Annotated in this window: 17 protein-coding genes and 1 pseudogene; 8 read left to right on the top strand and 10 right to left on the bottom strand. The window is 64.6% G+C overall.

The features are described from left to right. Positions 1-14 precede the first annotated feature (14 nt). Genes U5A67_RS29755 through bcsB form a run of 3 tightly spaced genes read right to left on the bottom strand, consistent with a single transcriptional unit; the run spans position 15 to position 7,827 of the window. Positions 15-4,073 carry a cellulose synthase subunit BcsC-related outer membrane protein gene (locus U5A67_RS29755; protein WP_321817130.1) on the bottom strand — a complete coding sequence of 1,353 codons (4,059 nt, stop codon included), beginning with the start codon at positions 4,071-4,073 and terminating at the stop codon, positions 15-17. Then, positions 4,043-5,365: a cellulose synthase complex periplasmic endoglucanase BcsZ gene (gene bcsZ / locus U5A67_RS29760; RefSeq protein ID WP_321817131.1), complete on the bottom strand. Its 1,323-nt coding sequence runs from the start codon at positions 5,363-5,365 to the stop codon at positions 4,043-4,045. Before bcsZ ends, U5A67_RS29755 begins: the two co-directional genes overlap by 31 nt. 2 nt (positions 5,366-5,367) lie before the next feature. Continuing rightward, positions 5,368-7,827 (bottom strand): cellulose biosynthesis cyclic di-GMP-binding regulatory protein BcsB, encoded by a 2,460-nt coding sequence (bcsB, locus tag U5A67_RS29765; RefSeq protein ID WP_321817132.1) that lies wholly within the window; start codon positions 7,825-7,827, stop codon positions 5,368-5,370. Between the two features lie 551 nt (positions 7,828-8,378). Between bcsB and U5A67_RS29770 the strand changes: the two genes are divergently transcribed. After that, positions 8,379-9,047, top strand: coding sequence for an O-methyltransferase (locus U5A67_RS29770; protein WP_321817133.1), 669 nt, complete (start codon positions 8,379-8,381; stop codon positions 9,045-9,047). A gap of 95 nt (positions 9,048-9,142) precedes the next feature. On the opposite strand, the gene U5A67_RS29775 is transcribed toward U5A67_RS29770, so the two are convergent. The 3 genes from U5A67_RS29775 to U5A67_RS29785 form a co-directional block, all read right to left on the bottom strand. Continuing rightward, complete coding sequence (locus tag U5A67_RS29775; RefSeq protein WP_321817238.1) at positions 9,143-11,314, bottom strand: TonB-dependent siderophore receptor; 2,172 nt, start codon at positions 11,312-11,314, stop codon at positions 9,143-9,145. A 610-nt stretch (positions 11,315-11,924) separates the two neighbouring features. Next, positions 11,925-13,196 (bottom strand): LysR family transcriptional regulator, encoded by a 1,272-nt coding sequence (locus U5A67_RS29780; protein ID WP_321817134.1) that lies wholly within the window; start codon positions 13,194-13,196, stop codon positions 11,925-11,927. Continuing rightward, complete coding sequence (locus U5A67_RS29785) at positions 13,193-13,900, bottom strand: GntR family transcriptional regulator (protein ID WP_321817135.1); 708 nt, start codon at positions 13,898-13,900, stop codon at positions 13,193-13,195. The genes U5A67_RS29780 and U5A67_RS29785 overlap by 4 nt, the downstream gene beginning before the upstream one ends. Before the next feature lie 376 nt (positions 13,901-14,276). On the opposite strand from U5A67_RS29785, the gene U5A67_RS29790 reads away from it, so the two are divergent. From U5A67_RS29790 to U5A67_RS29820, 7 genes and pseudogenes are all read left to right on the top strand, one after another. Further along, complete coding sequence (locus U5A67_RS29790) at positions 14,277-15,140, top strand: gallate dioxygenase (protein WP_205986085.1); 864 nt, start codon at positions 14,277-14,279, stop codon at positions 15,138-15,140. Then, positions 15,137-15,496, top strand: a complete 360-nt coding sequence (locus tag U5A67_RS29795; RefSeq protein WP_321817136.1) for a protocatechuate 3,4-dioxygenase — start codon at positions 15,137-15,139, stop codon at positions 15,494-15,496. The genes U5A67_RS29790 and U5A67_RS29795 overlap by 4 nt, the downstream gene beginning before the upstream one ends. Positions 15,497-15,626: 130 nt before the next feature. Beyond that, positions 15,627-16,970 (top strand): MFS transporter, encoded by a 1,344-nt coding sequence (locus tag U5A67_RS29800; protein WP_321817137.1) that lies wholly within the window; start codon positions 15,627-15,629, stop codon positions 16,968-16,970. A 75-nt stretch (positions 16,971-17,045) separates the two neighbouring features. Further along, positions 17,046-18,149 (top strand): porin, encoded by a 1,104-nt coding sequence (locus tag U5A67_RS29805; protein WP_321817138.1) that lies wholly within the window; start codon positions 17,046-17,048, stop codon positions 18,147-18,149. Positions 18,150-18,258: 109 nt separating this feature from the next. Then, positions 18,259-19,077 carry a multidrug ABC transporter ATPase gene (locus tag U5A67_RS29810; protein WP_321817139.1) on the top strand — a complete coding sequence of 273 codons (819 nt, stop codon included), beginning with the start codon at positions 18,259-18,261 and terminating at the stop codon, positions 19,075-19,077. Positions 19,078-19,183: 106 nt separating this feature from the next. Further along, complete coding sequence (locus tag U5A67_RS29815) at positions 19,184-19,477, top strand: antibiotic biosynthesis monooxygenase (RefSeq protein WP_321817140.1); 294 nt, start codon at positions 19,184-19,186, stop codon at positions 19,475-19,477. 208 nt (positions 19,478-19,685) lie between these two features. Beyond that, positions 19,686-20,014 (top strand): annotated as a pseudogene (locus tag U5A67_RS29820) (type II toxin-antitoxin system VapC family toxin); the annotation flags it as partial. Here the strand turns inward: U5A67_RS29820 and U5A67_RS29825 are convergent. From U5A67_RS29825 to U5A67_RS29840, 4 genes are all read right to left on the bottom strand, one after another. Next, positions 20,004-21,158, bottom strand: a complete 1,155-nt coding sequence (locus U5A67_RS29825) for a CmpA/NrtA family ABC transporter substrate-binding protein (protein WP_321817239.1) — start codon at positions 21,156-21,158, stop codon at positions 20,004-20,006. The pseudogene U5A67_RS29820 and the gene U5A67_RS29825 sit on opposite strands and share 11 nt — an antisense overlap. A gap of 8 nt (positions 21,159-21,166) precedes the next feature. Further along, positions 21,167-21,751 (bottom strand): ANTAR domain-containing response regulator, encoded by a 585-nt coding sequence (locus tag U5A67_RS29830; RefSeq protein WP_205986090.1) that lies wholly within the window; start codon positions 21,749-21,751, stop codon positions 21,167-21,169. A gap of 474 nt (positions 21,752-22,225) precedes the next feature. Beyond that, on the bottom strand, positions 22,226-24,019 hold the full coding sequence (locus U5A67_RS29835; protein ID WP_321817141.1) for a chloride channel protein: 1,794 nt from the start codon (positions 24,017-24,019) through the stop codon (positions 22,226-22,228). Positions 24,020-24,024: 5 nt separating this feature from the next. Then, complete coding sequence (locus U5A67_RS29840; protein ID WP_321817142.1) at positions 24,025-24,438, bottom strand: helix-turn-helix domain-containing protein; 414 nt, start codon at positions 24,436-24,438, stop codon at positions 24,025-24,027. Between the last annotated feature and the right edge of the window lie 90 nt (positions 24,439-24,528).

The following is a 24,528-nucleotide window of genomic DNA, read 5'->3' on the forward strand; positions in this document are numbered from 1 at the left end:
CTTCATACGATGCCTCAATATTCCGAGTATGGCCTGACCGGCGTCGGCGGATACGGCACCGGACCGTGCTGCGGCGTGAAGAAGTAGCGCAGATACAGCAGGCCCACGTTCGGCGCGTAATCGCGTGAGCGGTCGAGCCGGAAGCGTCCGCCCACCGTGAAGTGCGGCGTCACGCGGTATTCGAGCGCGGCTTCCACGGCATAGCTGAAGCCGCCGCCCGAACCGCCGCCGAAATACGGCGAGCCCAGCCCGTTGGCGGCCATGTAAGCGGCGGCCTGCGACTGCAGTGCGGCGTTGGTCGGGAAATACGGCGAGCGGTCCTCGTTGGTGAACGATACGCCTACCGATCCGTCGATCTCCCACGACAGCTTGTTGTAACGCCCGGTCCAGTCGATCGGGATGCCGAACGACAGATAACTTTGCGGGCTGTAATAACCGCCGTTGCCGAAGGTATAGAAGTGCTCGTTCTTCGAGTACTTCCAGAAGTTGATCGTGAGGCCGCTCGACACGTTCTGGTCGGGCCGCTTCCAGACCGTCAGACCGTAACCGCTGCGGATGCGCAGTTCCTGGTTGGTCGGCACGTTGGTGCCGGTCAGCAGACCGTAGCCGACGCTCGTGAACAGCGTGCCCGGACCGAAATCCTGCGCGCCGCGCACGCTGATCGCATTGCGCACCACGCCGCCCCAGGTTTCGCCCGTGACGGGATCGCGTCCGCCCGCATACGACACGAGCGTACTCGTCATGGCCCGGCGCGACACATCGACCGACAGCGACGCGTGCGGGAAATCGTAGCGATACAGCAGGCCGCCGAGCACGCTAGTGATCGGGAAGCCGATCGGCGTGCTGCCGATATCGGCGCGCCAGTTGGTATTTGCGCGGTTGTACTCGTAACCGGCCGCCAGCGCGACGCCCGTGGCCGTCTCGTTGACCGGATTCAGGCCAGTATTGCCGAGCGCCGCGATCTTGCCGTACTGATACGCGCTTTGCAGATCGTTGGCGGGCAGCGTACCGGCGTTCAGATAGACGGTATCGGCGTGGAAGAAATAGTGGCCCGTGTAGCCATCCGGGATGCGCACGTAGAGCGGGATTTCGGTGGCGTGCAGCTCCGAAATGCCCGAATCGCCCGAGAGATTCGACTGATACCACTCGGTGGCGATCTGCCCTTGCTTGCGATCTTCCAGACCTTGCAGCGCGCGGGCCGCCGATGTCAGCCCGTCGGTGGTGTCCGGCTGCGCGCCTTCGGCCTGCTCCTGGGTCTGCGAGGTGCGATAGAGGCTGGCGGCTTCGTCGTAGTCGCCGCGCGACTGCGCCACGCGCCCGGCCTGCGTCGTGACATCCGAGCGGTCCGGATAGCGCGCGCGCAGCGGATCGACCACATCCTGCGCGTCCTGATTGAGCCCTTGCGCCGTGAAGCGCCGCGCGATGGCGAGGCGCGTATCGACGTCGTCTTCGGGCGTGTCGGCGAGCACGTCGCGCACCATCTGTGCGGCCTGCGCATTGCGGCCCATGCGTTCGTAGAGGCGCGCGACCGTCAGGCGCGCATCGGCGTCGTTCGGCTGCGTGGCCAGCACCTTCTGCGCGCAGGCCAGCGCGCCCTTGTAGTCGCCTTTTGCTTCCAGCACATCGGCTTCTTCGAGCAGCCAGCGGCGGTTCGACTTCAGGCGATCTGGCACGGCGTCGAGCGTGCGCTGCGCGCGGCGCAGATCGCCCGCTTCGATCAGACGGTCGGTGGCACGCACGGCGAGGCGCAGTTCCTGATCGTCGAGGCTCGCGCGTTGTTCGTCGGTGATGCCGGGCTGCGCGCGCGTGGCGTCGATCCACTTCGCCCACTCGTCGTCGCGATTGGCCGCGCCGAGCAGCTCGCCATAGCGCACGCGCACGCTGTTCGCGGCCGGATCGCCCGGATGCGCGGCGAGCCAGTCCTGCACCAGCTTGAGCCCCTTGTCGGTTTCGCCGATGGCGATCCATTCACGCCCCACCGTGGCCAGCATCTGCGGATCATTGGCGGCCGTGGCGCTAGCGGCGGCGCTGTCGAGCAGCGCGCGCGCTTCGTCTTCCTTGCCTTGCGCGATGAGCTGGCGCGCCTGCGCAAGCTGCTTCTGCGCCTTGAGATTGCCCATCAGTTCGCGCATGCCGTCGCTGCGCTGGGCGACCGGAATCGCATCGAGCTGCGCGGCGGCGCCGTCCATGTCATCGACGGAATTCAGATAGAGCGCCGTTGCGTAGTGCATGTCGGGCGCCTGCGAGACTTTCAGGCCATCTTCCATGACTTGACGGCCGAGCGCGGGCAAACCCAGATCGCGATACTGACGCGCGAGCGTGAAGCGCGTCCAGGCGTCGTCGGGCGTGAGGCGCACGGCGTCTTCGAGTTTGGCGATGGCCGGGCTCTTGAGGTTTTGGGCGAGCAGTTGATCGGCCTGGATCGAAAGCAGGTCGGCGCGCAGGCGCTTGAGTTCCGCGGTCGAGCCGGACAGACGCGGCGCCGTGGCCGTGATCAGCGGATCGATTTCGTTGTCGCGATGCGTCGCGCGCAGCACGGTGACGAGACTGCGCAGCGCGCCCATGTCGGGCTGCTTTGCTTCGACGAGCGGGCGCAGCAGCGTTTCCGCCTCGTTCCACTTCTTCTGCGCGATCAGCGAATCGGCGAGGATGCGCGTGGCGTCGCTATTGCCCGGATCGAGCTTGAGCGCCTGGCGGGCGAGCGCTTCGCCTTCCTCCGGCTTGCCCTGCGAATTGGCGGTGCGCGCGCGGCCAATGGTGCCCCAGATGCTCGCCGTCTTTTCGAGGCTGCGCCACTTGCCGGCGTTATCCGGATCGAGCTTGAGTGCGCGTGCGAACAGATCGCGCGCTTCGTCCTGACGGCCTTCGCGCATGCGCACGAGACCGAGCGCGCCGAGCGTTTCGCCGTCGTTCGGATCGGCGCGCTGGGCGCTCTGCAGCGATGCTTCGGCATCCTTGAGATCGCCGCGCCCCATTTGCGCAAGGCCGCGATTGCGCGCCGCCGCGCCGGGACCGGCCGGGCGCGTGCGCGTCTGGCTGCCACCACCGTTTCCACCGCCGCTATTCGATGCGACGACATAAGGCTTGCCGCTCGCCGCCGCCGCATTGGCCTGGGCGACGCCGTTCGGCCCGAGCTTCTTCGCGAGATCGGCGACGGTCTGCTGCGTGTCGGTGTCGTCGGGCACCTGTTGCAGATAGCGCAGATACCAGACGTAATAGGCCGGATCGTCGCGGCCCGCGCTGGCGAGCGCGCGCCGCCAGAGTTCGAGCGCTTCGGCGCGGTTGCTGTCCTGACGCTGATAGACGCCGTAGATCAGGTTCAGCCCTTCCATGCGTGTGCTGGCGCGATCGGTCAGCAGGTCGCCGAGAATCAGCGCGGAGGGCGCGTCGCCCGGGTTCTGTTTCAACCGCGCCCGCAGTTCGTTGATGACCTGCACGCGGCCCGCGCTCGTGCCCGACATGATGCGGTAGTAGTCGCGCGCGAGATCGCCGCGCGGCGCGCCGTTCGGGAACAGCTTCGCCATGCGCGGGGCGGCTTCCTCGGACTTGCCCGCATTCGCCAGCAGACGGATTTCGGCGAGTTCGTTCTTGTCTTTGGTGGCCACGCGATAGGCGTCGGCGAGTTCCTGGGTGGCGGGCGCATTCGGCGCGATCTTCTGCAACTGCGCGAGCGCCTTCGCGGCTTCGGCCGGGCGATTCATGCGCAACTCGACCTCGCCCATGAGCGCGAGCGCATCGAGCTGCTGCGGATTGAACAGCAGCGCCTTTTGCACCAGCGTTTGCGCGACGTCGGGACGGTTTTTCGACATCCACATGCGCGCGCCCGACAGCAGTTGCGCGGCCTGTGCCGAAGGCGCGGCGGCGTTCGCTGCGGGCTGCGGCGAGTTCTGCGCGCTCGGCACCATCGCGGTGTTCTGGGCGTTCTGGGCGCGCGCGACGAACGGCGACGCCGCGATCAGCAGCGCGAGCAGCGACGACAGGCGCGGCGTCGCGCGCAGACGGACGCGCGGTTGCTGGCCACGCGACGGGCGGGCGAGGGCGGTCAGCGCGGGGCCGGGCATCGGGTAGTCCATGCGGGCGCGACGCGGCCTTGCGCGTCGAAGTGATAAAGGCCTTGCAGATAGCCAAGGCCGAACAGCATCAGCACGCTGCTGTAGTAGCCGGGCGGCGATTTTTGCGCGAGCGTGCGGCTGCGTTCGACCTGGGCGTCGGCGAGATCGGTGCGGCCCAGCGCCGACAGATACGGCGCAACCGCCGCCGAAAAGCCGCCGTTGCCCTCGTTCGAAGCCGGCGTGCCGGTTTGCGTATCGACGCGTTCGGGCGGGAAGCCATGCGCCGCCACGAAGCCGGAGAGCGGCGTGAAGGTGGCGAGCGTCGTTTTGCGCAGCGGATCGTCATAGGCGAGCATGCCCGCCCACAGATACACGCGGATGGCGTTATAGGCGCTTTCGGCGTGCGTGGGGGCGTCGGGGCCGAAGCCGTTCTTGCCGCCGCTCTTCGCACCGTCCTTGCCGCGATAAACGACCCAGTCCGGCGAGAAACCATGTGGCGCGGTGTCGTTTACGAGCTTCGTCGAACTGTCGAGCATCGCTTTCCATTCGCTCGCCTCGGGCAGCGCCAGCGCGAAGCGGCGCATCAGCTGCAGCGGCACGTAGCTCGGGTTCAGACGCCACGTGTCCTTGTCGAGCCTGAAGCCTGCGGGACCGGGCAGCACGGTGCGGCCGAGACCCGGCAGCGTGGCCGTTTCGGTGCGTACGATGTTGCGCGCCATGACGGTGCCAAGCGCCGTGTAGCGGCGCACGTTCCAGAGCCGGCCCGCTTCGAGCAGCGTGTAGGCGATCCAGAGATCGGCGTCGCTGGCGGAGTTCGAATCAATCACGCCCCACGTGCCTTTCGAGGCTTGCGCCGCGCTGGCAGAAGCCGCCGCCGAGGCACCCGATGCAGCCACGGGCGCGCCCTTCTCGTCGATATCCGTGCGTCCCCAGACCCATGCCGGCAGATGCGCGGTGAGATCGCCTTGCGCCAGATTGTTCTCGGTCCACTGCAGGATCTTGTCGAACGCCGCGCGGTCGTTCGCGACCAGCGCGAAGAAGAGTGCGTACGACTGGCCTTCGGACACGGTGATCTGGCGCGGCGTGCTGGCGTCGATCACGCGGCCGTCGGAAAGCAGGGTGTGCTTGAACGCGGTCCAGTCGGACCACGCGCAGGCGCTTGTGCTCGCCGATGCAGGCGTCGCCTTGGCCGAAGCGGCAGGCGTCGAACTCGCCGCCTGCGCCGCGCCCGAATCGACGGGCAGCGCAAGCGGCGCGAACGCGCAGGCGCCAGCCGCGAGCCAGCGCGCGAGGCGGGACGGTCCCGGCCGCATCGTCAGTCTCCGGTGCGGCGAGCGGCCATGCGCCCGAGCGCCCAGAACACCGTAAGCGCGACGATCAGACCCGCGAGAATCCCCGCGAGCGCCATCAGCGACGGATAGCGCGAGACATGCACCCAGACGCGCGCATACCACGGCAGATCGCCGACGAAGTAACGATCGCCCACGCGCATCCCTTCCACATCGTTTTGGCGCACGAGACTCAGATCGCCATGGATCGCCGAGACCTTGGTGCCATCGTCCATCGCATCGAGCACATCGCCCAGTTGCGCCGACGATGTCGTGGCCAGCGCCACCACGCTGCGGCCCGACGACAGCGGCGACTCGAAGCCGATCAGCGCGGCGATCGGCCCGCCGAGCGTGACGATCGAGCGGCCTGCCGGGGTTGCGTCGTCCATGTCTTCGGTGCCGCCGAGCCAGCCCGGCCAGCCGCTGCGCTGATCGCGCGTGGTCACTGCGGTCTTGCCTTGCTCGATCAACAGCGGCAGATCCTTGCCCCACTTCTGCAGCAGCGTGGCCGCGGAACCCGAGCCGATCACCAGCAGGTCGTCGCCGCTCACGCTGTCGATCTGGCTGGCGGGTACGATCTTCACGCGCAGCGCGGGCAGGCCGGTCCACTGGCCCATATGGCCGAGCATCGTCAGCACGGCTTCCTGATCCTGCGCGTTGGGCGCATCGGGAATCACGATGGCGGATTCCGCGAGGTCGGCCATGCGCGTGAACGGATAGCCGCTATTGGCGAAGTAGGCCAGGTTCGGCAGCGCCGTATAGTGCGCGAAGTCGCTGAAATCAACCACCGAATCGGGGTCGATGGCGGCGCGCGCAACGTCCGTGGCGGTGGAGGTGCACAGGCCGGTCTTCTGCGAATCGATGTGGAACTGGAACTGGAACTGGTTGTTCGAGCCGACGCGGAAGGCCGGAATTTCGATGTTGCTCGTCGCGCGCGCATCGGCGCCCGTGAGCAGCGGCACGTTGATGCGCGCTTCGTCGGCGGAGCGCGTGACCGGACGCAGACGTTGCGAACGCACCAACTGGTCGTTGATGCTCACGTTGAGCACCGAATCGTTCCAGGTCGACGGCGCCGTGTAGCGATAGCGGATGTCGAGCGGCACGTTGCTGCGCGCCCACGCGTAGAGGTCGGCGGGCACGCGCATGTTCACGCGGATCATCGGCGGGTTGTAGCCCGAGACCTGCAATTGCTGCGGATCGCTGACGAGTTCGCGCAGCAGCACGGGGCGGTCGGTGGGCACCCAGTTCGGCGCGTCGTAAGGCTTGCGCGCCGGACCCATATCGACCGATTGCACGATCACGCTGTCACCCGACATGCCGGCCTGGCCGAGCACCAGCGCATCGGCGGCCTTCTCCAGTTCTTCGGGCGTGCGGCCGGCGAGCACCAGCAGCTTGCGGCCCGATTGCGGATCGGCGGCGGGGTTGGCTATCACCGAGATCGTCGGGCCTTTGATCTCCGGTAGCGTCAGACCTGCGGGCACCTGGCCGGGCAGTGCGAGCACGACGGCGTTGGCGTCGGTGGGTGCGCTGCGCACGACCGGGAAGCGCGCGCCGCGATAGCTCGCAAGCGCGCCGAGCCACGACGACACCACGCCGGCCGCATGGAGCGTCGGCACGCCCGCGTTGGCCGCGAGCACGAAGGGCACGCGCAGCAGCGTGTTGTCGTGGCGATCGAAGAACGGCACCGGCAGCAGCGCGAGGCTGTTGGGCAGCGTGATGCCGGTGGTGTTGAGCGTGAGCGTGCTTTCGGGCGCGACATCGGCCCACAGCGCCGAGTGGTACGGGTCTTCGCAGTGATCGAGCGTGTAATGCGCGATCATCTGCACGCTGATGCGGTTGTAGTCCGTGAAGAGGCGCGGGTCCAGATTGATCTCACTCGTGACCATCTGCCCGGCGGTTTCCTTCACGAGCGGAATCGTCGCGACGATTTCGCCGTTGACCATCACCTTCAGATGCGAGAGCGGATAGATAAGCGACGGCGAGTACGTGTAGACGAGGCGCAACTTCGCACTGTTGACGACTTCGTCGGTGCGTACATCGACATTCATATAGCCGGTGGGATCGAGCCCGCGCAATTGCATCGGACCGTAGACGCCCATCTGGCGCAGCGAGAAGGTGCGCGTGCGGGTCGGGCCGACGGGGAGCGGCGTGGCGTCCGCCGGCATGGCGATCTTGCCGGGCGCCGTTTGAATCACCGCGGGACCGCTGCCGCCAGGCGTCGTGGCGATGCTGCCCGCTACGCCGCCCGTAAGACCGATGCCGATATCCGGCCCGGAGGCGGGCGCAGGCGCGGCGGCCGAAGGTGTAGCAGTTGGCGTGCCTGAAGTGGCGTTGGGCTGAGCTTTGCTTGCCGACGCAGCGGCCAGCTTGTCGGCTGCGAGAAGACTGGACGCCAGCAGCAGCCCGGCGATCAGCGCGCCGAGGCGGACATGAACGGAAACTCGCATCGCAAACGGCCCTTTGTCTTATCGCGACGGCTGCCCCCAGTCGTGCACAGCCAGCCGTCGTCGGGTGATATTGGCGATTCCGCATTTCCCGCCCTGAGTCGGGAGTGCGCCAACGTTCGGAGTTCAGCGGAGTTTATATGACTCTTATCAAAACCGGCAGATGATTGCTCACCGTTTATTTACTTTGCATGGTTAAGGATTGTCAGAAGGCCGTGCATAGTCGCATTCGCGCAACGCATGGCTAGAGCCGCCTGCAATAAGCCTCTCACGCCTGCCCCCTTATCGCGCGGCGGATCGAAGGAGTGAGCAATGTTTTCGAACGGTTCCGCAATATCTATGCATAACGAATGAAAGCCCGCAAGCATTGGCTTGCATGGAAATCGACAAAAAATAAAGCGAAAAAAACTTGTCGATAATCATGATCGACACATAGAAAATTGAGTCATCAGGCGTGTCTGATTGACTTGTCGTGCCGATCTTCGGGTGGCGCTAACTGCAGATCGTTCTGTGCGCGCGTTAAGCTGGCTGCTTCATCGATCGCGGAGCGCGCAATGAACGAACAGACCTGGCATGCCGTAGACGACTGGTTTTCCGATCGCTTGATCGGCGTGGACGAAGCGCTCGACGGTGCGCTGGCGGCAAGTGCGCAAGCGGGGCTGCGCGCCATCAACGTCGCGCCGAATCAAGGCAAGTTCCTGCATCTGCTGGCGCGCATTCAGGGCGCGCGGCGCATGCTCGAAATCGGCACGCTGGGCGGCTATAGCGCGATCTGGCTCGCGCGTGCGCTGCCGGAAGACGGCACGCTGGTGTCGCTCGAATTCAGTCAGGAGAACGCGGCGGTGGCGCGCGCCAATCTCGCGCGCGCGGGCTTGAGCGAAAAGGTCACGGTCGTGACCGGCCTGGCGCTGGATTCGCTCGATGCGATGGTGAGCGACGGCACGCCGCCGTTCGATTTTGTGTTTATCGACGCGGACAAGCGCAGCAATCCGCAGTACCTCGAACGCGTGCTGAAGCTTGCGCGCCCGGGCACGGTCATCGTCGCGGATAACGTGGTGCGCAGCGGCCGCATCGCCGATCCGAACGATCACGACGCCGATGTCGTGGGGCTGCGCAATTACTTCGATCTGCTCACGCAGGACGCGCGGCTCGATACGACGGCGGTGCAGACCGTGGGCAGCAAGGGCTGGGATGGTTTTGCGATCACCGTCGTCGGCGGTTGAAGCGCTCTTGTTGCGCGGATAAAAAAACGCCGGTGCTGCATGCAGCACCGGCGTTTTCACTTCACTCATGACGCTCGTGAAGCGCGCAAGCGCGATCAGAAGTCCGTCGTCATCGAGAACAGCACCGTGCGCGGTGCGCCCATCGTCAGATAGCCGCCGGTCGTCGAGCTCCAGTAGGCCTTGTTGGTCAGGTTGAACACGTCGGCGCGGAAGGTCGTGTCGCGGCCGAACAGGTTCGTCTTGTAGCGCGCGCCGAGATCGACCGTGTCCCATGCCTTGATCGACAGCGTGTTGGTCGTGTTCAGATACTGCGGACCGGTGTGCGTGTAGCGCGCCGAGAACGTCAGGCCCGGCACCCACGGCAGATCGTATTCCGCGCCCAGGTTGAACATGAAGCTCGGTACGCCGATCGGACGATTGCCGTCGTTCGTACCCGTGTCCAGCTGCACCGCGTTGATGTAGGTCGCGCCCGCCATCAGACGCACGCCTTTGTACACCTCGCCGAACACCGACGCTTCCACGCCGCGATGGCGTTCGTTGCCGTCGGCCACGTAATAGCCCGCGCTATTGGTATAGCTCTGCGGCTTTTCGAGCTGATACAGCGCGAGTTGCGCGCCGTATTTGCCGGTGTCGTACTTCGCGCCCACTTCATACTGTTTGGTGCGCTCCGGCGCGAGCAGCGCGCCGTTATTCTTCGCCGTACTCGGCGCCTGGTCGCCCGCGGAGAGCGATTCGCTGCGGTTCGCGTAGAACGACAGGTTATTGGTCGCCTTGAACACGACGCCGAACAGCGGCGTTGTGATCGAATCGTTGTAGGCCTCGGTCTGCAGCAGCGTCGACGACGAATACGCGTTCGAGTTGATTTCCTGATGACGCACGCCCACCGTGAACAGCACGCGATCGTGCAGGAAGCCGAGCGTGTCGGACACAGCCACGCTGCGCATCAGGCTGGTCGAGGTCAGCGGCAGATTTCCGTCCAGACCCTGCGAGTAGTACTTCGACGCGGGCGTAGCTACTTGCGGCGTGTTGTAGAGGTCGGTGTTGAAGCTGCCCGACATGTTCCACGCCGATTCCGTATGCACGCTCACGATCGACGCGCCCGCCGTCACGAAATGGCTGACCGGACCGGTGTTGAAGTGGCCGCGCACGCCCACTTCCGCCGATGTCGCGTCTTCCTTGCGCGGCACGAACATGCGCGAACCCGTGGTGACGCCAGGGCTCGTGTAATACGGCGACGAATACTGGCCCGACTCGTTGCTATGGCGCGCGCCGCCCGCCACGTAGGCGGTCCAGCCCGGCATAAAGTCGTATTCGGCGCGCAGGATACCGACGGTGTCTTCGGTCGAGCTGTACGACCAGGTCTGGGCATAGTTATAAGTCGCAGACGGCACCGACGGAATTTCCGTACCCGAGACGTACACCACCGGACGGCCGTCCGAAACGTGTTGACGCTGATACAGGAAATCGCCTTCGACGCGCACTTTCTCGCCGCGCCAGTCGAGCGCCACGGCGGTCTGGCTGTTGCGGCGGTGTTCGCCGTCGATGCTGGTTTCGCCGTCGCGGTTTGCCTGGTTCACGCGAATGCCGAACTGGTCCTGATCGCCGAAACGACGACCCACATCGACACGCGTGCCGAACTCGCCCGAAGCGCTGCCTTCGAGCGTGACCTGGGTGATCGGCTTGTCGTCGGCGCGCTTGAGCTGCAGGTTCACGCTGCCGCCGATCGAGCTGCCGTTCGGCGACGCGCCGTTCAGGAAGGCGCTCGCGCCCTTGAACACGTCCACGCGTTCGAGCGCCGGCGTTTCCACCATCTGGCGCGGCGTGATGCCGTACAGGCCGTTGAGGGAGACGTCATCGCTATCGAGCTGGAATCCGCGAATGACGTAGACCTCCTGGAAGTTGCCGTAGCCGTACGCCGTGCGCACCGCCGGATCATTCTGAAGTACGTCGGCGACGGTGCGCGCCTGCTTGTCGGCGATGGCCTTGGCCGTGTAGGTCGTCATCGAGAACGGCACGTCGATGTTGTTCTTCTGGCCGAGCATGCCGAAGTTGCCGCCGCGCGCGATTTGACCGCCGCCGTAAGTCGGCGCGAGATCGCCGGCCAGCGTGTCCCTGGCGGCCTGCACCTTGACGGTGGGCAGCGTGCTATTGGTGCTTTGTTCGGTGGTGGTCGTGGCGGCGGCGCTGCTGGCCTGGGCGAACGCGGCGGCGGGCAGCGCGAACGCCACGGCGACGGCGGCGAGAATCGCGCGGCGGCTGGCGGGCATGGCAGGCGAAGCGGTCTGGATCGACGAAGCGGACAGCGCAGCCGCATCAAGGCGCGGTGAAAGCAAACGGGTTGCGGACATAGTGAATTCGAAGCGTGTGGTCGTGCAGCCGCCTCGCGAGACCTGCGGCTCGTCGGCGGACGTATCGTTTGGGGAATGGGCGCGGTGCCGCGGCGATGCGCGGCAAAGGCTGAACCTCAAAAGTATGCGGATTGTATCTGTGAATGAGAACGATTGTTATTTGTTTTCGCAGATCAAGGGCATATTCGGCGTTTACGCCACACTTTCAGCACCTGATGAATACCTGACAGGCCAGTGCGCACACAACTATCTTTGGAGGCGTTTGAGAGGGTCAAATCGCTTCGGCAGCGCAGGCAGTAGCGAGCGCTCTGAATAACGTTGCACGCGCAACGTTATGACATTTGAAAGAACACGGCGAAGCATGTTCCGGTGGCGGTATGGGCGGGGCGGGCCCGCTTACGAGCAAGGTGGCGAGCATCTTGCTGGTCGGACGTGTCGATGCGGAAGTGGACTACGTGTTGGACTACGTGTTCGCCATCGGGCGCGCTCTGGCGGACGCGCGTGGACGCGCGCGATGGCGAGGCGGCGTTCAGCGCGCGGTCTGGCCGCTCAGGCGGCCTTCCACCACCCGCACCGCAGGCGCGGCCTCCGCGACCGCAAGCCGGATCGCGTCGATCAATGCGCGCGCGCCCGGCGACGGCGCGCTATCCGAGCGCATCGTCAGCCCGATCTCGCGCCGCGTGTTGTGCAGCGGCACATCCAGCACCACGAGTTCTCCCGCGGCGATCTCGTAGTGCAATTGCTGCGCGGAAAGCGCTGCGATCATGTCCGTGCCCATCAGCAGGCCGCGAATCACGGCGAGATCGGCGGTTTCGACGGTCGGCGTGGGCGGCTTGAGTTTCAGGCGTTTGAACTGCGCCTCGAACAGCCCGCGCGCTGGTGAATTCAGGCGCGAAACGATCCACTGGGCGTTGCGCATATCGGCCACACTCAGCCCGGTTTTCTGCGCGAGCGGATGATCGCGCCGTGCGAGCACGACCATGTCCTCTGCCATCAGACGTTCGTTGGCGAGGCCGCTGGCCGCATCGTTTTCGCGCAGCGCGCCCAGAATAAAATCGATATCGCCTGCGCGCAGGCCGGCGACCAGCAATTCATAGGCGCTTTCATCCGTGACCACGCGCACGCCGGGATGCTGCGCGCTCAGGCGCGCGATGGCCGCCGGCAGGATCAGCGTGCGGCCCAGCGGCAGTGCACCCACGGTGACCGCGCCCTGAATGTTGCCGTGCAAGGCGGCGATGTCGTCGGGCACGTGCCGCAATTCGTTGAGCGCGCGCCGCACGTGCAGCAGGAAGGTTTCGCCTTCGGTGCTCAGTTGCACGCCGCGCGGACTGCGGTGAAAAAGCGTCACGCCCGAGCCGCTTTCGAGCACGCGCATCGCGCTGCTCACGGCGGGCTGGCTGATGCCGAATGCGCTCGCGGTGCTGGGCATATGGCGATGGCGCGCGAGCGCCACGAATAGCTGCAGCCGCCGCGTGTTGAGCAGCCACGCAGGCAGCGCGCCTTCGGCGAGCGCCCGGCGGCGTGTCTGGCGTGCCGCGCACCATTGCGCCAGCGCTTCGAGTTCGGTAAAGATGCGCGCGCAACGATCGAGCACAACGCGGCCGACGGCGGTCGGCAACATGCCCGAGGGCTTGCGCTCGAACAGCGGCTGGCCCAGCGCGGTTTCGAGTTCCTGCACCGATCGCGTGACGGCCGATTGCGCGCGGTACAGGGCGGCGGCGGCGCGCGTGGCGCTGCCCGTATCGGCGACCAGGCGGAACGCGCGCAGATGCGTGAGATTGAGCAGATCCGGCGGATTCATGCGGCCCCCGCGATCAGATGCAGATTTTCGGCCGAGAGATTCAGGCTCTCCTTTGAAATGTGCGTGTGCTCTTTCATCAGCGCCTCCACGCGCGCGCCTTCGCCCTTGAGCAACGCGCCGACTATGGCGTGATGCTGGCGGTGCGCGTAGGCCAGCATCATGTATTGCTGCTGGCGCGCGGCATCGTCGAAGACGACCGTGGCCGGCGAAACGAAGGGAATCTTGTCGTTGAGGCCAAGCGCCGCGCTGACTGCGTGATTCTGCGCGGCATCGACGATCAGGGCGTGAAAGCGCCCGTTCATATCGGCATAGTGCGCTTCCGCCTCGCCGCCGAGCGCCTCGGCACCCGCCTGGAAAATCGCATCGCCTTCGCGCAGGCAATCCTGCAAGGCGCGCGCGAGCGCGGGGCTCACGCCGCGTTCGGCCACGCTGCGCGCGGCCAGGCCTTCGAGCACGCCGCGCACGTCGATTGCATTGAGCACGTCGGTTACGCTGAAACGGCGCACGATATAGCCACGCCCGCCGGAGCGCTCGACGAGCCCTTCGGTGGCCAGCACGCTCAGCGCGTAACGCAGCGGCGTGCGGGAGATGCCGAGGCGTTCGGCGAGGTGGGCTTCGACAAGCCGCTGGCCCGGCGCGAGCTCGCCCGAAAGGATGCGTGTGCGCAGCGCCTGCACGATGGTTTGCTGGGTAGTCTCGTTCATCTCGATGTCCCGCCAGGGGCCGCCCGGACGGCCTTGCGAGTTCGTTCTTTTGCTATCTGTTTCGTTTATTGGCCGGTTGCCGCGTGAAGCCGTGAAGAATCACGAACAACTCGTTTCAGGATACCAAAAACCGTTATGGCGCGTGGCTTTCGCGGCAGCGAGAAAGGCCGAGGAACGCCGGATAGCCCGTTTATAGCGCTTCGAAATGCAAAAGTTAGTGGTTACCCTTACTTACCACGCAAACGCCGATTCTGTAATTTCGTATCCCAACAGGGTCCGCTTCGCGCCACAGCGCGGCGAGTCCCTTCGGTAATCGAACGTAATATCCGGCACGCATTTGCACGACGCGGGCGGGCCGGCATGAGGGCAACACAGCATGGCAAGGATAGTAGGCGGCATTGGGACTTCGCATGTGCCGACGATCGGCATGGCGTACGACAAGGGCAAGCAGAACGAGCCGGCCTGGGCGCCGCTCTTCAAGGGGTACGAACCCGTTGCGCAGTGGCTCGCCGAGCGCAAGCCGGACGTGCTGGTGATGTTCTACAACGATCACGCCAACAGCTTCTTCTTCGACTGCTATCCGACGTTCGCGCTGGGCGTCTCGCCGCAGCACGAATTCGCCGACGAAGGCGCGGGCAAGCGTCCGTTGCCGGATATCGCCGGTCACCCGGAACTGGCCATCCATATCGCCGAACAGCTCGTCAACGACGAATTCGATCTGACGATCTTCCAGGACAAGCCGCTCGATCACGGCTGCAACTCGCCGCTTTCGCTGATGCTGCCGCACGACGGCGGCTGGCCCACGGCGCTGGTGCCGTTCGAAATGAACGTGCTGCAGTATCCGCTGCCGACGGCGAACCGCTGCTATCGCCTCGGTCAGGCGATGCGCCGCGCTATCGAATCGTTCGAGGAAGATCTCGACGTGGTGGTGGTGGGCACGGGCGGCCTCTCGCATCAGGTGCATGGCGAGCGCAGCGGCTTCAACAACACCGAATGGGACATGGAGTTCCTCGACCTCATCGTCAACGACCCGGAACGGCTCGCGAAGATGAAGCACGTGGATTACGTGCGCCTGGGCGGCGCGGAAAGCGTGGAAACGATCATGTGGCTGGCGATGCGCGGCGCGCTCGCGCCGAAGATCAAGGAAGTGCACCGCAACTACTACCTCGCGACCAGCACGGCGATGGCCGTGACGATCTACGAGAACGTCGCGGAAGGTAACGAGGAGGGCGCACGATGAATCCGCAACTCGAAGGCGTCGAAGCGCTGACCGGTACGTATCCGTTCGACATCCGCCTGAGTATCAAGGCGATGCGTCTGAACCGCTTCTTCTGGATGATGCGCACGCCGGCCGCGCGCGAGCTGTGGCTGGGCGATCGCAAGGCGGCCTACGATGCCGCCGCGCTCACGACCGAAGAGCGCACGCTGGTCGACAACACCGACTGGCTCGGCCTCGTGCAGTACGGCGTGTGTTTCTTCGTGCTGGAGAAGTTCGCGCGTGTCGTGAAGATCACCAATCTGGGCATGTACGCGTGCATGCGGGGCGAATCGCTCGAAGCGTTCCTGAAAACGCGTCAGGTGCCCGACGCAGTTTGACCGCTTGACTGGCCGCGGGCGCGCCACCCGAACACGGCGCGCCTGCCGATTGATCCGCAGTAGCTTGTAGCAACACACTCCCGCGCCGACGAAGCGCGCGAGCGGGGAAATATTAACTTCGGAGACACGCATGAACTCTGCTGATGCAGTGGATATCAAGGGCTTTATCGATTCCCGCAGGATGTCGGGCTTTCAATGGCTCGTCCTCGCCCTCTGTTTTCTGATCGTGACGCTCGATGGGCTCGACACGGCCGTGATGGGCTTCGTTGCGCCGGTCGTCATGAAGGAATGGTCGATCACGCGCGCCGCATTCGGCCCGGTGATGAGCGCGGCGATGGTGGGCCTCGCCATTGGCGCGCTGGTCGCGGGACCGTCAGCAGACCGCATCGGCCGCAAGAAAGTGCTGCTTGGCTCGGTTGCATGCTTCGGTCTTTTCAGCCTGTTGTGCGCCTTCGCGAATACGCCGGGCCAACTGGTCGCGCTGCGATTCCTCACGGGCCTCGGTCTGGGCGCGGCCATGCCGAACTCGACGACGCTGCTCTCCGAATACGTGCCTTCGAAAAGCCGTTCGCTGTTGCTGACCATCATGTTCACGGGCTTTAACTTCGGCTCGGGCATGGGCGGCTTTGTTGCGGCGTCGCTGATTCCGCACTTCGGCTGGCGTGGTGTGTTCGTCTTCGGCGGTGTGCTGCCGATTCTGTTCGTGCCGGTGCTGATGGGTCTGCTGCCGGAATCCGCACGCTTCCTGCTGGTTCGCCGCTTCTCCGCCGAACGTATTGCCGCAACGCTCTCGCGTGTCAGCGGTCATCGCTTCGCCGCCACGACTCGCTTCACCTCGCCGGAACCGGCCGTTGCCGCCAAGGCGCCAGTACGCATGCTGTTCGCCGATGGCTACGCCATGAGCACGCTGATGCTGTGGGTTACCTACTTCATGGGACTCCTGATCATTTATCTGCTCACCGGCTGGCTGCCGACGTTGATCAAGGACGCAGGTCTTCCGGTCGAGCGCGCAGCGGCGATTACCGGCATGTTCCAGTTGGGCGGCACGGTGGGCGCGATCGTGGTGGGCTTCGCCATGGACCGTCTCGACCGCAACGCCGTGATTGGCGCGGCTTATCTGCTGGGCGGCGTGTTCATCTTCGCTTTGGGTATGGGCACGCTCAAATCCAGCATGCTGACCGTGCTGGTGGCTTGCGCAGGCTTCTTCATGAGCGGCGCGCAAACGGGCCTCAACGCACTCGCACCGAGCTGCTACCCGACGCGTGCCCGTGCCACGGGCGTGAGCTGGATGCTGGGCTTCGGCCGGCTGGGCGGCATTCTCGGTTCGTTCGTGGGTGGCGTGCTGCTGTCGCTGGGCTTCAGCTTCTCGACGGTGTTCTCGGTGCTGGCCGTGCCCGCTCTGGTGGCTGCCGCTGCGATCCTGCTCAACCGCCTCGCACTGCGCTTCATTACTGCGCCGGTCGCGGACGCCTGAACGTCGCGTTCGCACCCGCCACAATCGACGAATACAAACAAGACGATCTAGATCTATAAACAGGAGGCTTGGAGAATGGCAAACGGTAAGCAGTACAAAAAAATAATCGCCGCGCTGGCGGGGGTGATCTGCGCAGGCCCGGTGTTCGCACAAAGCAGCGTGACGCTCTACGGGATGATGGATACGGGCATCACCTACGTGAGCAATCAGGGCGGCCACGGCAATGTGAAGATGGACGACGGCGTGAACGGCCCGAACCTCTGGGGCATCACCGGCACGGAAGATCTGGGTGGCGGCAGCAAGGCGTTCTTCCAGCTCGTCAACCAGTTTCAGATCGACAACGGCAGCTTCATGCCGAACAAGAGCCTCTTTAGCCGCACGTCGATCGTCGGCCTGAGCAACCCCGTCTACGGCAAGCTCTCGCTGGGTAACCAGTACGACTTCATGACGGACTCGCTGTATTTCGCGGGCGATGATCCGGCCGAACTGTCGGGTCACTTCTACGACTTCCGCGCGGGTCCGTTCGACAAGCTCGCGCTGCCGAGCAACGCGACCGGCGCGTTTGACTGGGACCGCATGGCGGGCGAGACCGTCAACAACTCGGTGAAATACGTTTCGCCGACGTTCGGCGGCTTCAGCGCGGGCGCGATGTACAGCTTCGGCAACGTGGCGGGTTCGATCGGTACGGGCAACGGTTCGAGCTTCGCGCTGAACTACGCGCACGAAAACTTCGGTGTGAATGCGGCGTACACGAACCTCAAGTACGTGGTGAGCGGCGAAGGCGACGTGAGCGTGCGTAACTGGGGTATCGGTGCGCATTACAAGTTTGGCAACTGGATCACCAACGCGCTGTTCACGACGGTGCACAACTCTTATAACGGCGGTTCCGTGTATGAGGGCTCGGTGGGCGCGCATTACTACTTCACGCCGGCGCTGAGCGCGGGTGCGTCGTATATGTACATGAAGGGTAACGACGTGGTCGATAACAATCACGCGCACCAGCTGGCGGCGATTGTCGATTACGCGCTGTCCAAGCGCACCAGCGTGTATGTGCTCGGCGTGTATCAGCGTGCCAGCTCGGGCGGCAATGCGCAGATCAACGGCATGAACAGCTCGGATGGCGCATCGAGCGGTCAGACCCAGGCGGTCGCACGAGTGGGTCTGCATACGAAGTTCTGATTGTCCTCTGTTCTCCGAACGCGGCGCATGTGGGTTTCCTGCATGCGCCGCGTTTCGTCTTGCGGTATTCTCCTTCGCGCTTCTCAAGCTCAATGGGGAAACCGGTCTTATGCGTACATTCCTGCCGCTCGCGTTGGCAGTCGTTGCGACACTCTCGACTCCTGCTCAAGCCAGCGAAGATCAGCCTTGCGGCGATGATGTCGTCGCATCGGTGGCGAAGTGGGCGGGCGTGAAAGGCAATCTCGCGTCCTGGAGCAATGGCGATGGCGTGCTTGCGGCGGCGTCCTGCAAGGCGATGCCGGATGCGCCGGATACGACGATTGCAGCGCTCGCGTTCGATACGGATCATGTTGGTCCGAATAGCGATGATGGCCAGATTGCGCAGGTCGTCGCGCTGGTTAAAGGCGATCAGGTGATTGCGGCTACGCGTTCCACGATCGAAGAAGACCCGTCGGAGCAGGTCGGTAGCTTTCGCATCGATACCGCGCCGTATTGGCTTTCGCCCGACGTACGCGCGTTCGGTGTGGTGTTCAATAGCAGTGGACGCGGCCCGAATTGCGCCGATGCGGCTGCGGACCAGGAGTTGACGCTCTACGTGCGAGAAGGCAGCGCGCTGCGTGCTGTATTAGGCACGAATCTCTATGGCTGGGCTAGCATTGCCCCGAATTCGTGCGGTCCCGGCTTCGACCAGACACACGGCGCGGACGCTACCATTACGATTGCTGTCGAAAAGACCGCCAGCCGCGGTTTCGCAGATCTCGCGCTCAGCGCACGAGTCACACGCGAAGAGGTAAAAAAGCTGCAATGGGCCGAGACAGGCATGTACACGAAGCGCACTGTGCTGCACTACGACGGCAAGACCTATGGATTCAATATGTCCCGTGACTTCTGGTATCCCCCTGATTCCGTCATGAAGCGCGGAAAGTGAGCGTGTGGTCGAACGTGCAGCCGTGATAACGTGGCGAGCGCGTCAGCTACGGCGAAGGCGCACATCCCGACGCATCAACGAATCAACGCATAGCAAGGAGCAGAACGTGGTCTACGAAATGGCGCATATCACGGTGTTGGCAGGCAAGAACGCCGAATTCGAAGCGGGCGTCACGCAGGCGCTGCCGCTTTTCCATCGCGCGCGCGGCTGCCTGGCGGTCGAGCTGCAACGCGGCGTGGAAGAGCCGAACCAGTACGTGCTGGTCGTGCAGTGGGAGACCCTCGAGGATCACATGGTCCACTTCCGCGAATCCGCCGACTTCCAGGAATGGCGCCGCCTGGTTGGCCCGTACTTCGAAAAGCCGCCGGTCGTGGGCCATACGGAAGTGGTGGTGAAATAAGCGGGACGTACTCTCGCGAGGAAAACGCCGCACTGCACGCGCTGCCTGATGGCGCATGCAGTGCGGCGTTTTTTATTGACCTGAATCGCAGACAGTTACCGTAAACGGCATTCTTATATTGATTGGCAGTGTGAATTAATAGTGCGAGGCTGCCTCACGTAGAGACGCCTGTTTCAACCTCTCTCCAGTGATATATCCCCCATTAATTAGGCGCTTTGCACAATGCTATGTCGGCGACGTTGTGACGTCGGCGACTACCTACGCCGAACTGGAATATGGCGTCGCCATGTCGGCCAGTCACGCGCGGCAAAAGCGCAATCTGGCGGCCTTGATCGAAGATATCCCGGTTGCCCTGTTCGATGCGGCGGCTGCAGTGGCTTATGGGCCTATTCGGCAAGCCACGCGTGAGCGCAAGACCACCTGGACAAACTGATCGCCGCTCATGCAATGGCGCTCGACGTCGTGCTGGTGACGAATAACGAACGCGATTTCGTGCATTATCTCGGCGTGAAACTCGACAACTGGCTCAACGACTAGCGCTTCTGATCTCAAACTCCTCCACATACGCCGCCGCATTCTCCCCATCCCAGGTGTGTCCATCGACGAACACCGGCCTGGGCAATACCGCAGGCACCGAAATTCCCATCGCCCCCGCCGCTTCCCGATAAAGCGCCGTCTGATTCAGTGCGCTGGCGATCCCGGCATAGTCGGTACGCGGCGCCAGCATGCCCCAGCGCTCGAATTGCGTCAGAAACCAGACGCCTTCCGACTCCACCGGATAATTCACCGCGCCGTCCTCGAAGAACTTCATCTCGGACGCGCTCAATCCCGCCTCACCCTCCAGCCGCGCCGCAATCAGATCGGCATCCGCGCCCAGCATTTCGGGCCGCGCAAGCCACTGCGCAATTTCCCTGCGATGGCCCGCGCCGTCGAGCCATCGGCACGCTTCCAGCATCGCCTGCACCAGTGCGCGCGCCGTATTCGGATTGCTGGCGACAAAATCGCGCCGGCAGGCCAGCACTTTTTCCGGATGATCCGGCCAGATCTCGCCGCTGCGGATCACCGTGCGCCCCACGCCGCGACGCTGCGCTAGGGCGGGCCAGGGCTCGCCCACGCACAGGCCGTCGAGCCGCTCTTCGGCCAGCGCCGCCACCATCTGCGGCGGCGGAATCACCACGCTGTCGATGTCGCGCAGCGGATGCACGCCCTGCGAAGCGAGCCAGTAATACAGCCACATCGCGTGCGTGCCGGTCGGGAAAGTCTGCGCGAACACGGGCTTGCGACCGAGCGTGGCGAGCGCGCGCGGCAAGGTGCCGTGTTTGGTGAGCGCATCGGCGAGACGGTTCGATAGCGAAATCGCCTGGCCATTGCGGTTGAGCACCATCAGTACGGCCATGTCTGTCTGCGGCCCGCCAATGCCGAGCTGCACGCCATACACGAGCCCATACAGCGAGTGCGCGGCGTCCAGCTCGCCGGCCAGCAGCTTGTCGCGCAGCGCGGCCCACGTCGGCTGTCGCGACAGTTCGAGCGTGAGGCCGTGGGCGTGGCCGAACTCCAGCAGCTTCGCGGCGACGACGGGCGCGGCATCGGCGAGCGGCACGAAGCCGATCTTCAGATGGGTCTTTTCGAGCCGCGCGGCCGGTGTGGACGGCGCGGCGCCTGGGTTGGCGGTGGCATTCATAGGCGAGTTCATGCGTCGCGCTCGCGCGCGTCGGCGGCCGCGACGATCTGGCGGGCGACTTCGGCGAGCTTGAGGCTCTGGTTCATCGCGCGCTTGCGCAGCGAAGCGTAGGCGGCGGGCTCGGTCAACTTCTGTTGTTCCATCAGGATTCGCTTGGCGCGGTCGATCAGCTTGCGCTCGGCGAGTTCGTTCTCGGCCTGGGTCAGACGCTCGCGCAGTTGCGCTTCCTGCGCGAAACGCGCGAGCGCGACTTCGAGAATCGGCGCGATGCGCTCGCCAGCGAGACCTTCGACGAGATACGCCGTCACGCCCGCATTGACCGCCGAGCGGATCAATTGCTGATTGGCGTCGTTGCTGAACATCAGCACGGGACGCGGCGCGGTGGCGTTCATCACTGCGAGCTGTTCGAGCGTGTCGCGCGAGGGCGATTCGGTATCGATGATGATGACGTCCGGCCGCTCGCGTTCGACGACGCGATGCAGCGCCTGGGGCGTCGCGGGCTCGGCGAGCATGTCGTAGCCCAGGCGCGCGAGCGCGTCGCGCAGATCGCCGATGGGCTTGTCGGTGTCGGTTACGAGCAGGACGCGCAGCATGGTGTTTCTTGGGTCGATGGCATGAAGGCTTTCGACGTGGCGCATCGCGCGAGCCGGTTGGCTCGATGCGTTTGCCTCGCGAGTCGAACAGCATTGCCCGACTGAAATGGATCGCGACGTGTGGGGCGTCGTCGTACGTGGCGCGCCGCATCGTTGCGGCACACGTCATCTTTTCAGCAAGGTGCGTGCCAGTTTGTGCTCCGCACGAAATGAGGGCGAAGAAGGCGCAGCGGCGGGGCGCAGGCCGGATTTAGATCGGATGTGATGCACCGCAGCAGTGCATGCAACGCGCTCTGGCACTCGAATGGCGCAAATCGGAGTGACGCATCGCAACTAACAGCCAATTCCGTGCGATGCCATTAAATCAGAAAAGAGGGATGTTGAAGCGTCGAGACCTAATGCAGCGGAGTTCAGCAAGCAGCAGAAGATCCGCCCGTATCGCGCGACAGTTCTCTGCTGCGTGCGTACGCGGCCTCAGCCCGCGCGACGCACTGGCGGAAACCGCCGCTTGCCGCCGCCCGTGCCGATACGGCGGAAGCGTTCGCGTTTGGTCTCTTCCTCGAAATGCGTCAGCGACAGCTTCACAAGATCGCTGCGCGAGACGATGCCCACGAGCCGCTTCGATTCGCGATCGCTCACCACCGGCAGCCGCTCCAGCCCATGCACGGCAAGTCGCGCGGCGATCTGGCGGCAAGTTTCCTCGGGCAGCGCGACATCCACTGTACGCGCGGCGAACAGCGTGCCGACCGGCTGATCGAGCGCTTCATCCGCGCGCACCGCTTCGAGCATCGCGCGATCCGCCACGCCTAGCACCTGGCCGTCACGCACCACGGGCCACGCGCGCCGCTGCTGCGTCGTGCCGAAGAAGCGCGTCAACGCTTCGCGCACGCTCATGTTCGCGTCGATCGATTCGACCTGACGCGTCATCACCTCATCGACGTAATGACGCTCCAGCGGATCGACACTATATTCGCGATAGATGTGATACCCACGCCGCGCAATCTTCTCGGTCATGATCGAGCGCTTCATCACAACGGTCGCGAAACCGTGCGCGACCAGCGTCGCGGCGAGCAAAGGCAGCAGCGCATTGCCGTCGTGCGTGAGGCCGAAGGCGAACACGATGGCCGTGAGCGGCGCACCCAGCGTGGCGCCGAGCGTCGCGGCCATGCACACTAGCGGCCACAGCGCGGGATCGCTGCCGGGCAGCACGTGACTGAGCACGCATCCCAGCCCGGCGCCCAGCATCAGCAGCGGCGCGAGCACGCCGCCCGACGTGCCGGAACCAAGCGCGATGACCCAGATCACGGCCTTCACGGCGAGAATCGCCACGGCCGCCTGCAACAGAATATGTTGATGCAGCAAATCGCCGATCACGTCATAGCCCACGCCCAGCGCGCGCGGCTCGATATATCCGCCGATCCCCACCGCCAGACCGCCGATAGCGGGCCACCACGACCAGTGCAGCGGCAGACGCTTGAACAGGTCTTCGACCTTGTAAAGCGAAACCGACAAACCCGAAGCCAGCGCGCCCGAGAGCAGCCCGGCGATCACACACGAGCCTAGCGCGAGCGCTTGAGGTGGCGGTGTCTGCATGGCGAACAGCGGCTGGGTGCCGAAGAACACCGCGCGCGCGAAACCCGCCACGGCACATGCAAGCGCCACTGGCAGAAAACTGCGCGGACGCCATTCGAACAGCAGCAATTCCACCGCGAGCAGGACGGCCGCGACCGGCGTGCCGAACACCGCCGTCATGCCTGCGGCGGCACCGGCCACGAGCAGCGTCTTGCGCTCCGCGGCGGTGAGGCGCACGCACTGCGCGAGCAGCGAACCCAGCGCGCCGCCCGTCATGATGATCGGACCTTCCGCGCCGAACGGCCCGCCGCTGCCGATCACGATTCCCGACGACAGCGGCTTGAGCACCGCCACCTTCGGCGACATCTTGCTCTTGCCGAACAGGATCGCTTCGATTGCTTCGGGAATGCCGTGGCCGCGAATTTTTTCCGAACCGAAACGCGCCATCATCCCGACGATCAGGCCGCCCGCCACCGGCACGACGATCACCCACGCGCCGAGCGTATTGAGCGCGGGCGAATGATCGGCGAACGAGAAGCGGCCAAAGAAAAACAGGTTCGTGAACCAGTGAATCAGGCTCAGCAGCACGAACGCGGCGAGTGTGGCGAGCGCGCCAATCACGGCCGCCAGCGCGCCGATACCGGGCAGGCGAGCGTTGGCCGAAAAATCGCGCTTGTGGGAATCGTCGGAACGCATGGTCTTCAAAGGTCGATTTGCGGAATGGTGAAAGCGCCTTCGAGCGAGCGCAGTTCCGCGCGATGCAGTTCGGCGAGGCGCACGAGCAGCTTTTCGCCGGCGTCGAGCAGATGCACTTCCACCTGGCGGCGGTCGCGCTCGCTCACGCGACGCTCCACGAGTTCGAGCGCTTCGCAGCGTGACACAAGCGCGACTACGCCGTGATGCTGCGCCTGCAGACGCTCGGCCAGTTCGCCGATGGTGGCCCATTCGCGGCCAGGATAACCCTTCACATGCAGCAGCAACAGATACTGCAGCGGCGTGATGCCTTCGTTCTGGGCGGCCTGCTCAGAGAAGCGCTCGAAACGGCGCATCTGATAGCGGAATTCGGACAGTTGCTCGAAATCGGCCTTTTTCAGGCCGCGTGGGCTTTGCTTCATCGGGGATCCAGGGCGGGACGTTTCGATCTACGAATATATCACAACATGATATTTATGGCCGCAATGGGACATTGCGGCAGCGCTGTTGCG

Source organism: Paraburkholderia sp. J69-1 (genome assembly GCF_905220255.1).
Taxonomy (GTDB): domain Bacteria; phylum Pseudomonadota; class Gammaproteobacteria; order Burkholderiales; family Burkholderiaceae; genus Paraburkholderia.

Excerpts from the sequence above, each read along its gene's own strand:
- U5A67_RS29755 (WP_321817130.1), bottom strand. The coding sequence starts at position 4,073 with ATGGACTACCCGATGCCCGGCCCCGCGCTGACCGCCCTCGCCCGCCCG.
- bcsZ (WP_321817131.1), bottom strand. The coding sequence starts at position 5,365 with ATGCGGCCGGGACCGTCCCGCCTCGCGCGCTGGCTCGCGGCTGGCGCC.
- bcsB (WP_321817132.1), bottom strand. The coding sequence starts at position 7,827 with ATGCGAGTTTCCGTTCATGTCCGCCTCGGCGCGCTGATCGCCGGGCTG.
- U5A67_RS29770 (WP_321817133.1), top strand. The coding sequence starts at position 8,379 with ATGAACGAACAGACCTGGCATGCCGTAGACGACTGGTTTTCCGATCGC.
- U5A67_RS29775 (WP_321817238.1), bottom strand. The coding sequence starts at position 11,314 with ATGCCCGCCAGCCGCCGCGCGATTCTCGCCGCCGTCGCCGTGGCGTTC.
- U5A67_RS29780 (WP_321817134.1), bottom strand. The coding sequence starts at position 13,196 with ATGAATCCGCCGGATCTGCTCAATCTCACGCATCTGCGCGCGTTCCGC.
- U5A67_RS29785 (WP_321817135.1), bottom strand. The coding sequence starts at position 13,900 with ATGAACGAGACTACCCAGCAAACCATCGTGCAGGCGCTGCGCACACGC.
- U5A67_RS29790 (WP_205986085.1), top strand. The coding sequence starts at position 14,277 with ATGGCAAGGATAGTAGGCGGCATTGGGACTTCGCATGTGCCGACGATC.
- U5A67_RS29795 (WP_321817136.1), top strand. The coding sequence starts at position 15,137 with ATGAATCCGCAACTCGAAGGCGTCGAAGCGCTGACCGGTACGTATCCG.
- U5A67_RS29800 (WP_321817137.1), top strand. The coding sequence starts at position 15,627 with ATGAACTCTGCTGATGCAGTGGATATCAAGGGCTTTATCGATTCCCGC.
- U5A67_RS29805 (WP_321817138.1), top strand. The coding sequence starts at position 17,046 with ATGGCAAACGGTAAGCAGTACAAAAAAATAATCGCCGCGCTGGCGGGG.
- U5A67_RS29810 (WP_321817139.1), top strand. The coding sequence starts at position 18,259 with ATGCGTACATTCCTGCCGCTCGCGTTGGCAGTCGTTGCGACACTCTCG.
- U5A67_RS29825 (WP_321817239.1), bottom strand. The coding sequence starts at position 21,158 with ATGAATGCCACCGCCAACCCAGGCGCCGCGCCGTCCACACCGGCCGCG.
- U5A67_RS29830 (WP_205986090.1), bottom strand. The coding sequence starts at position 21,751 with ATGCTGCGCGTCCTGCTCGTAACCGACACCGACAAGCCCATCGGCGAT.
- U5A67_RS29835 (WP_321817141.1), bottom strand. The coding sequence starts at position 24,019 with ATGCGTTCCGACGATTCCCACAAGCGCGATTTTTCGGCCAACGCTCGC.
- U5A67_RS29840 (WP_321817142.1), bottom strand. The coding sequence starts at position 24,438 with ATGAAGCAAAGCCCACGCGGCCTGAAAAAGGCCGATTTCGAGCAACTG.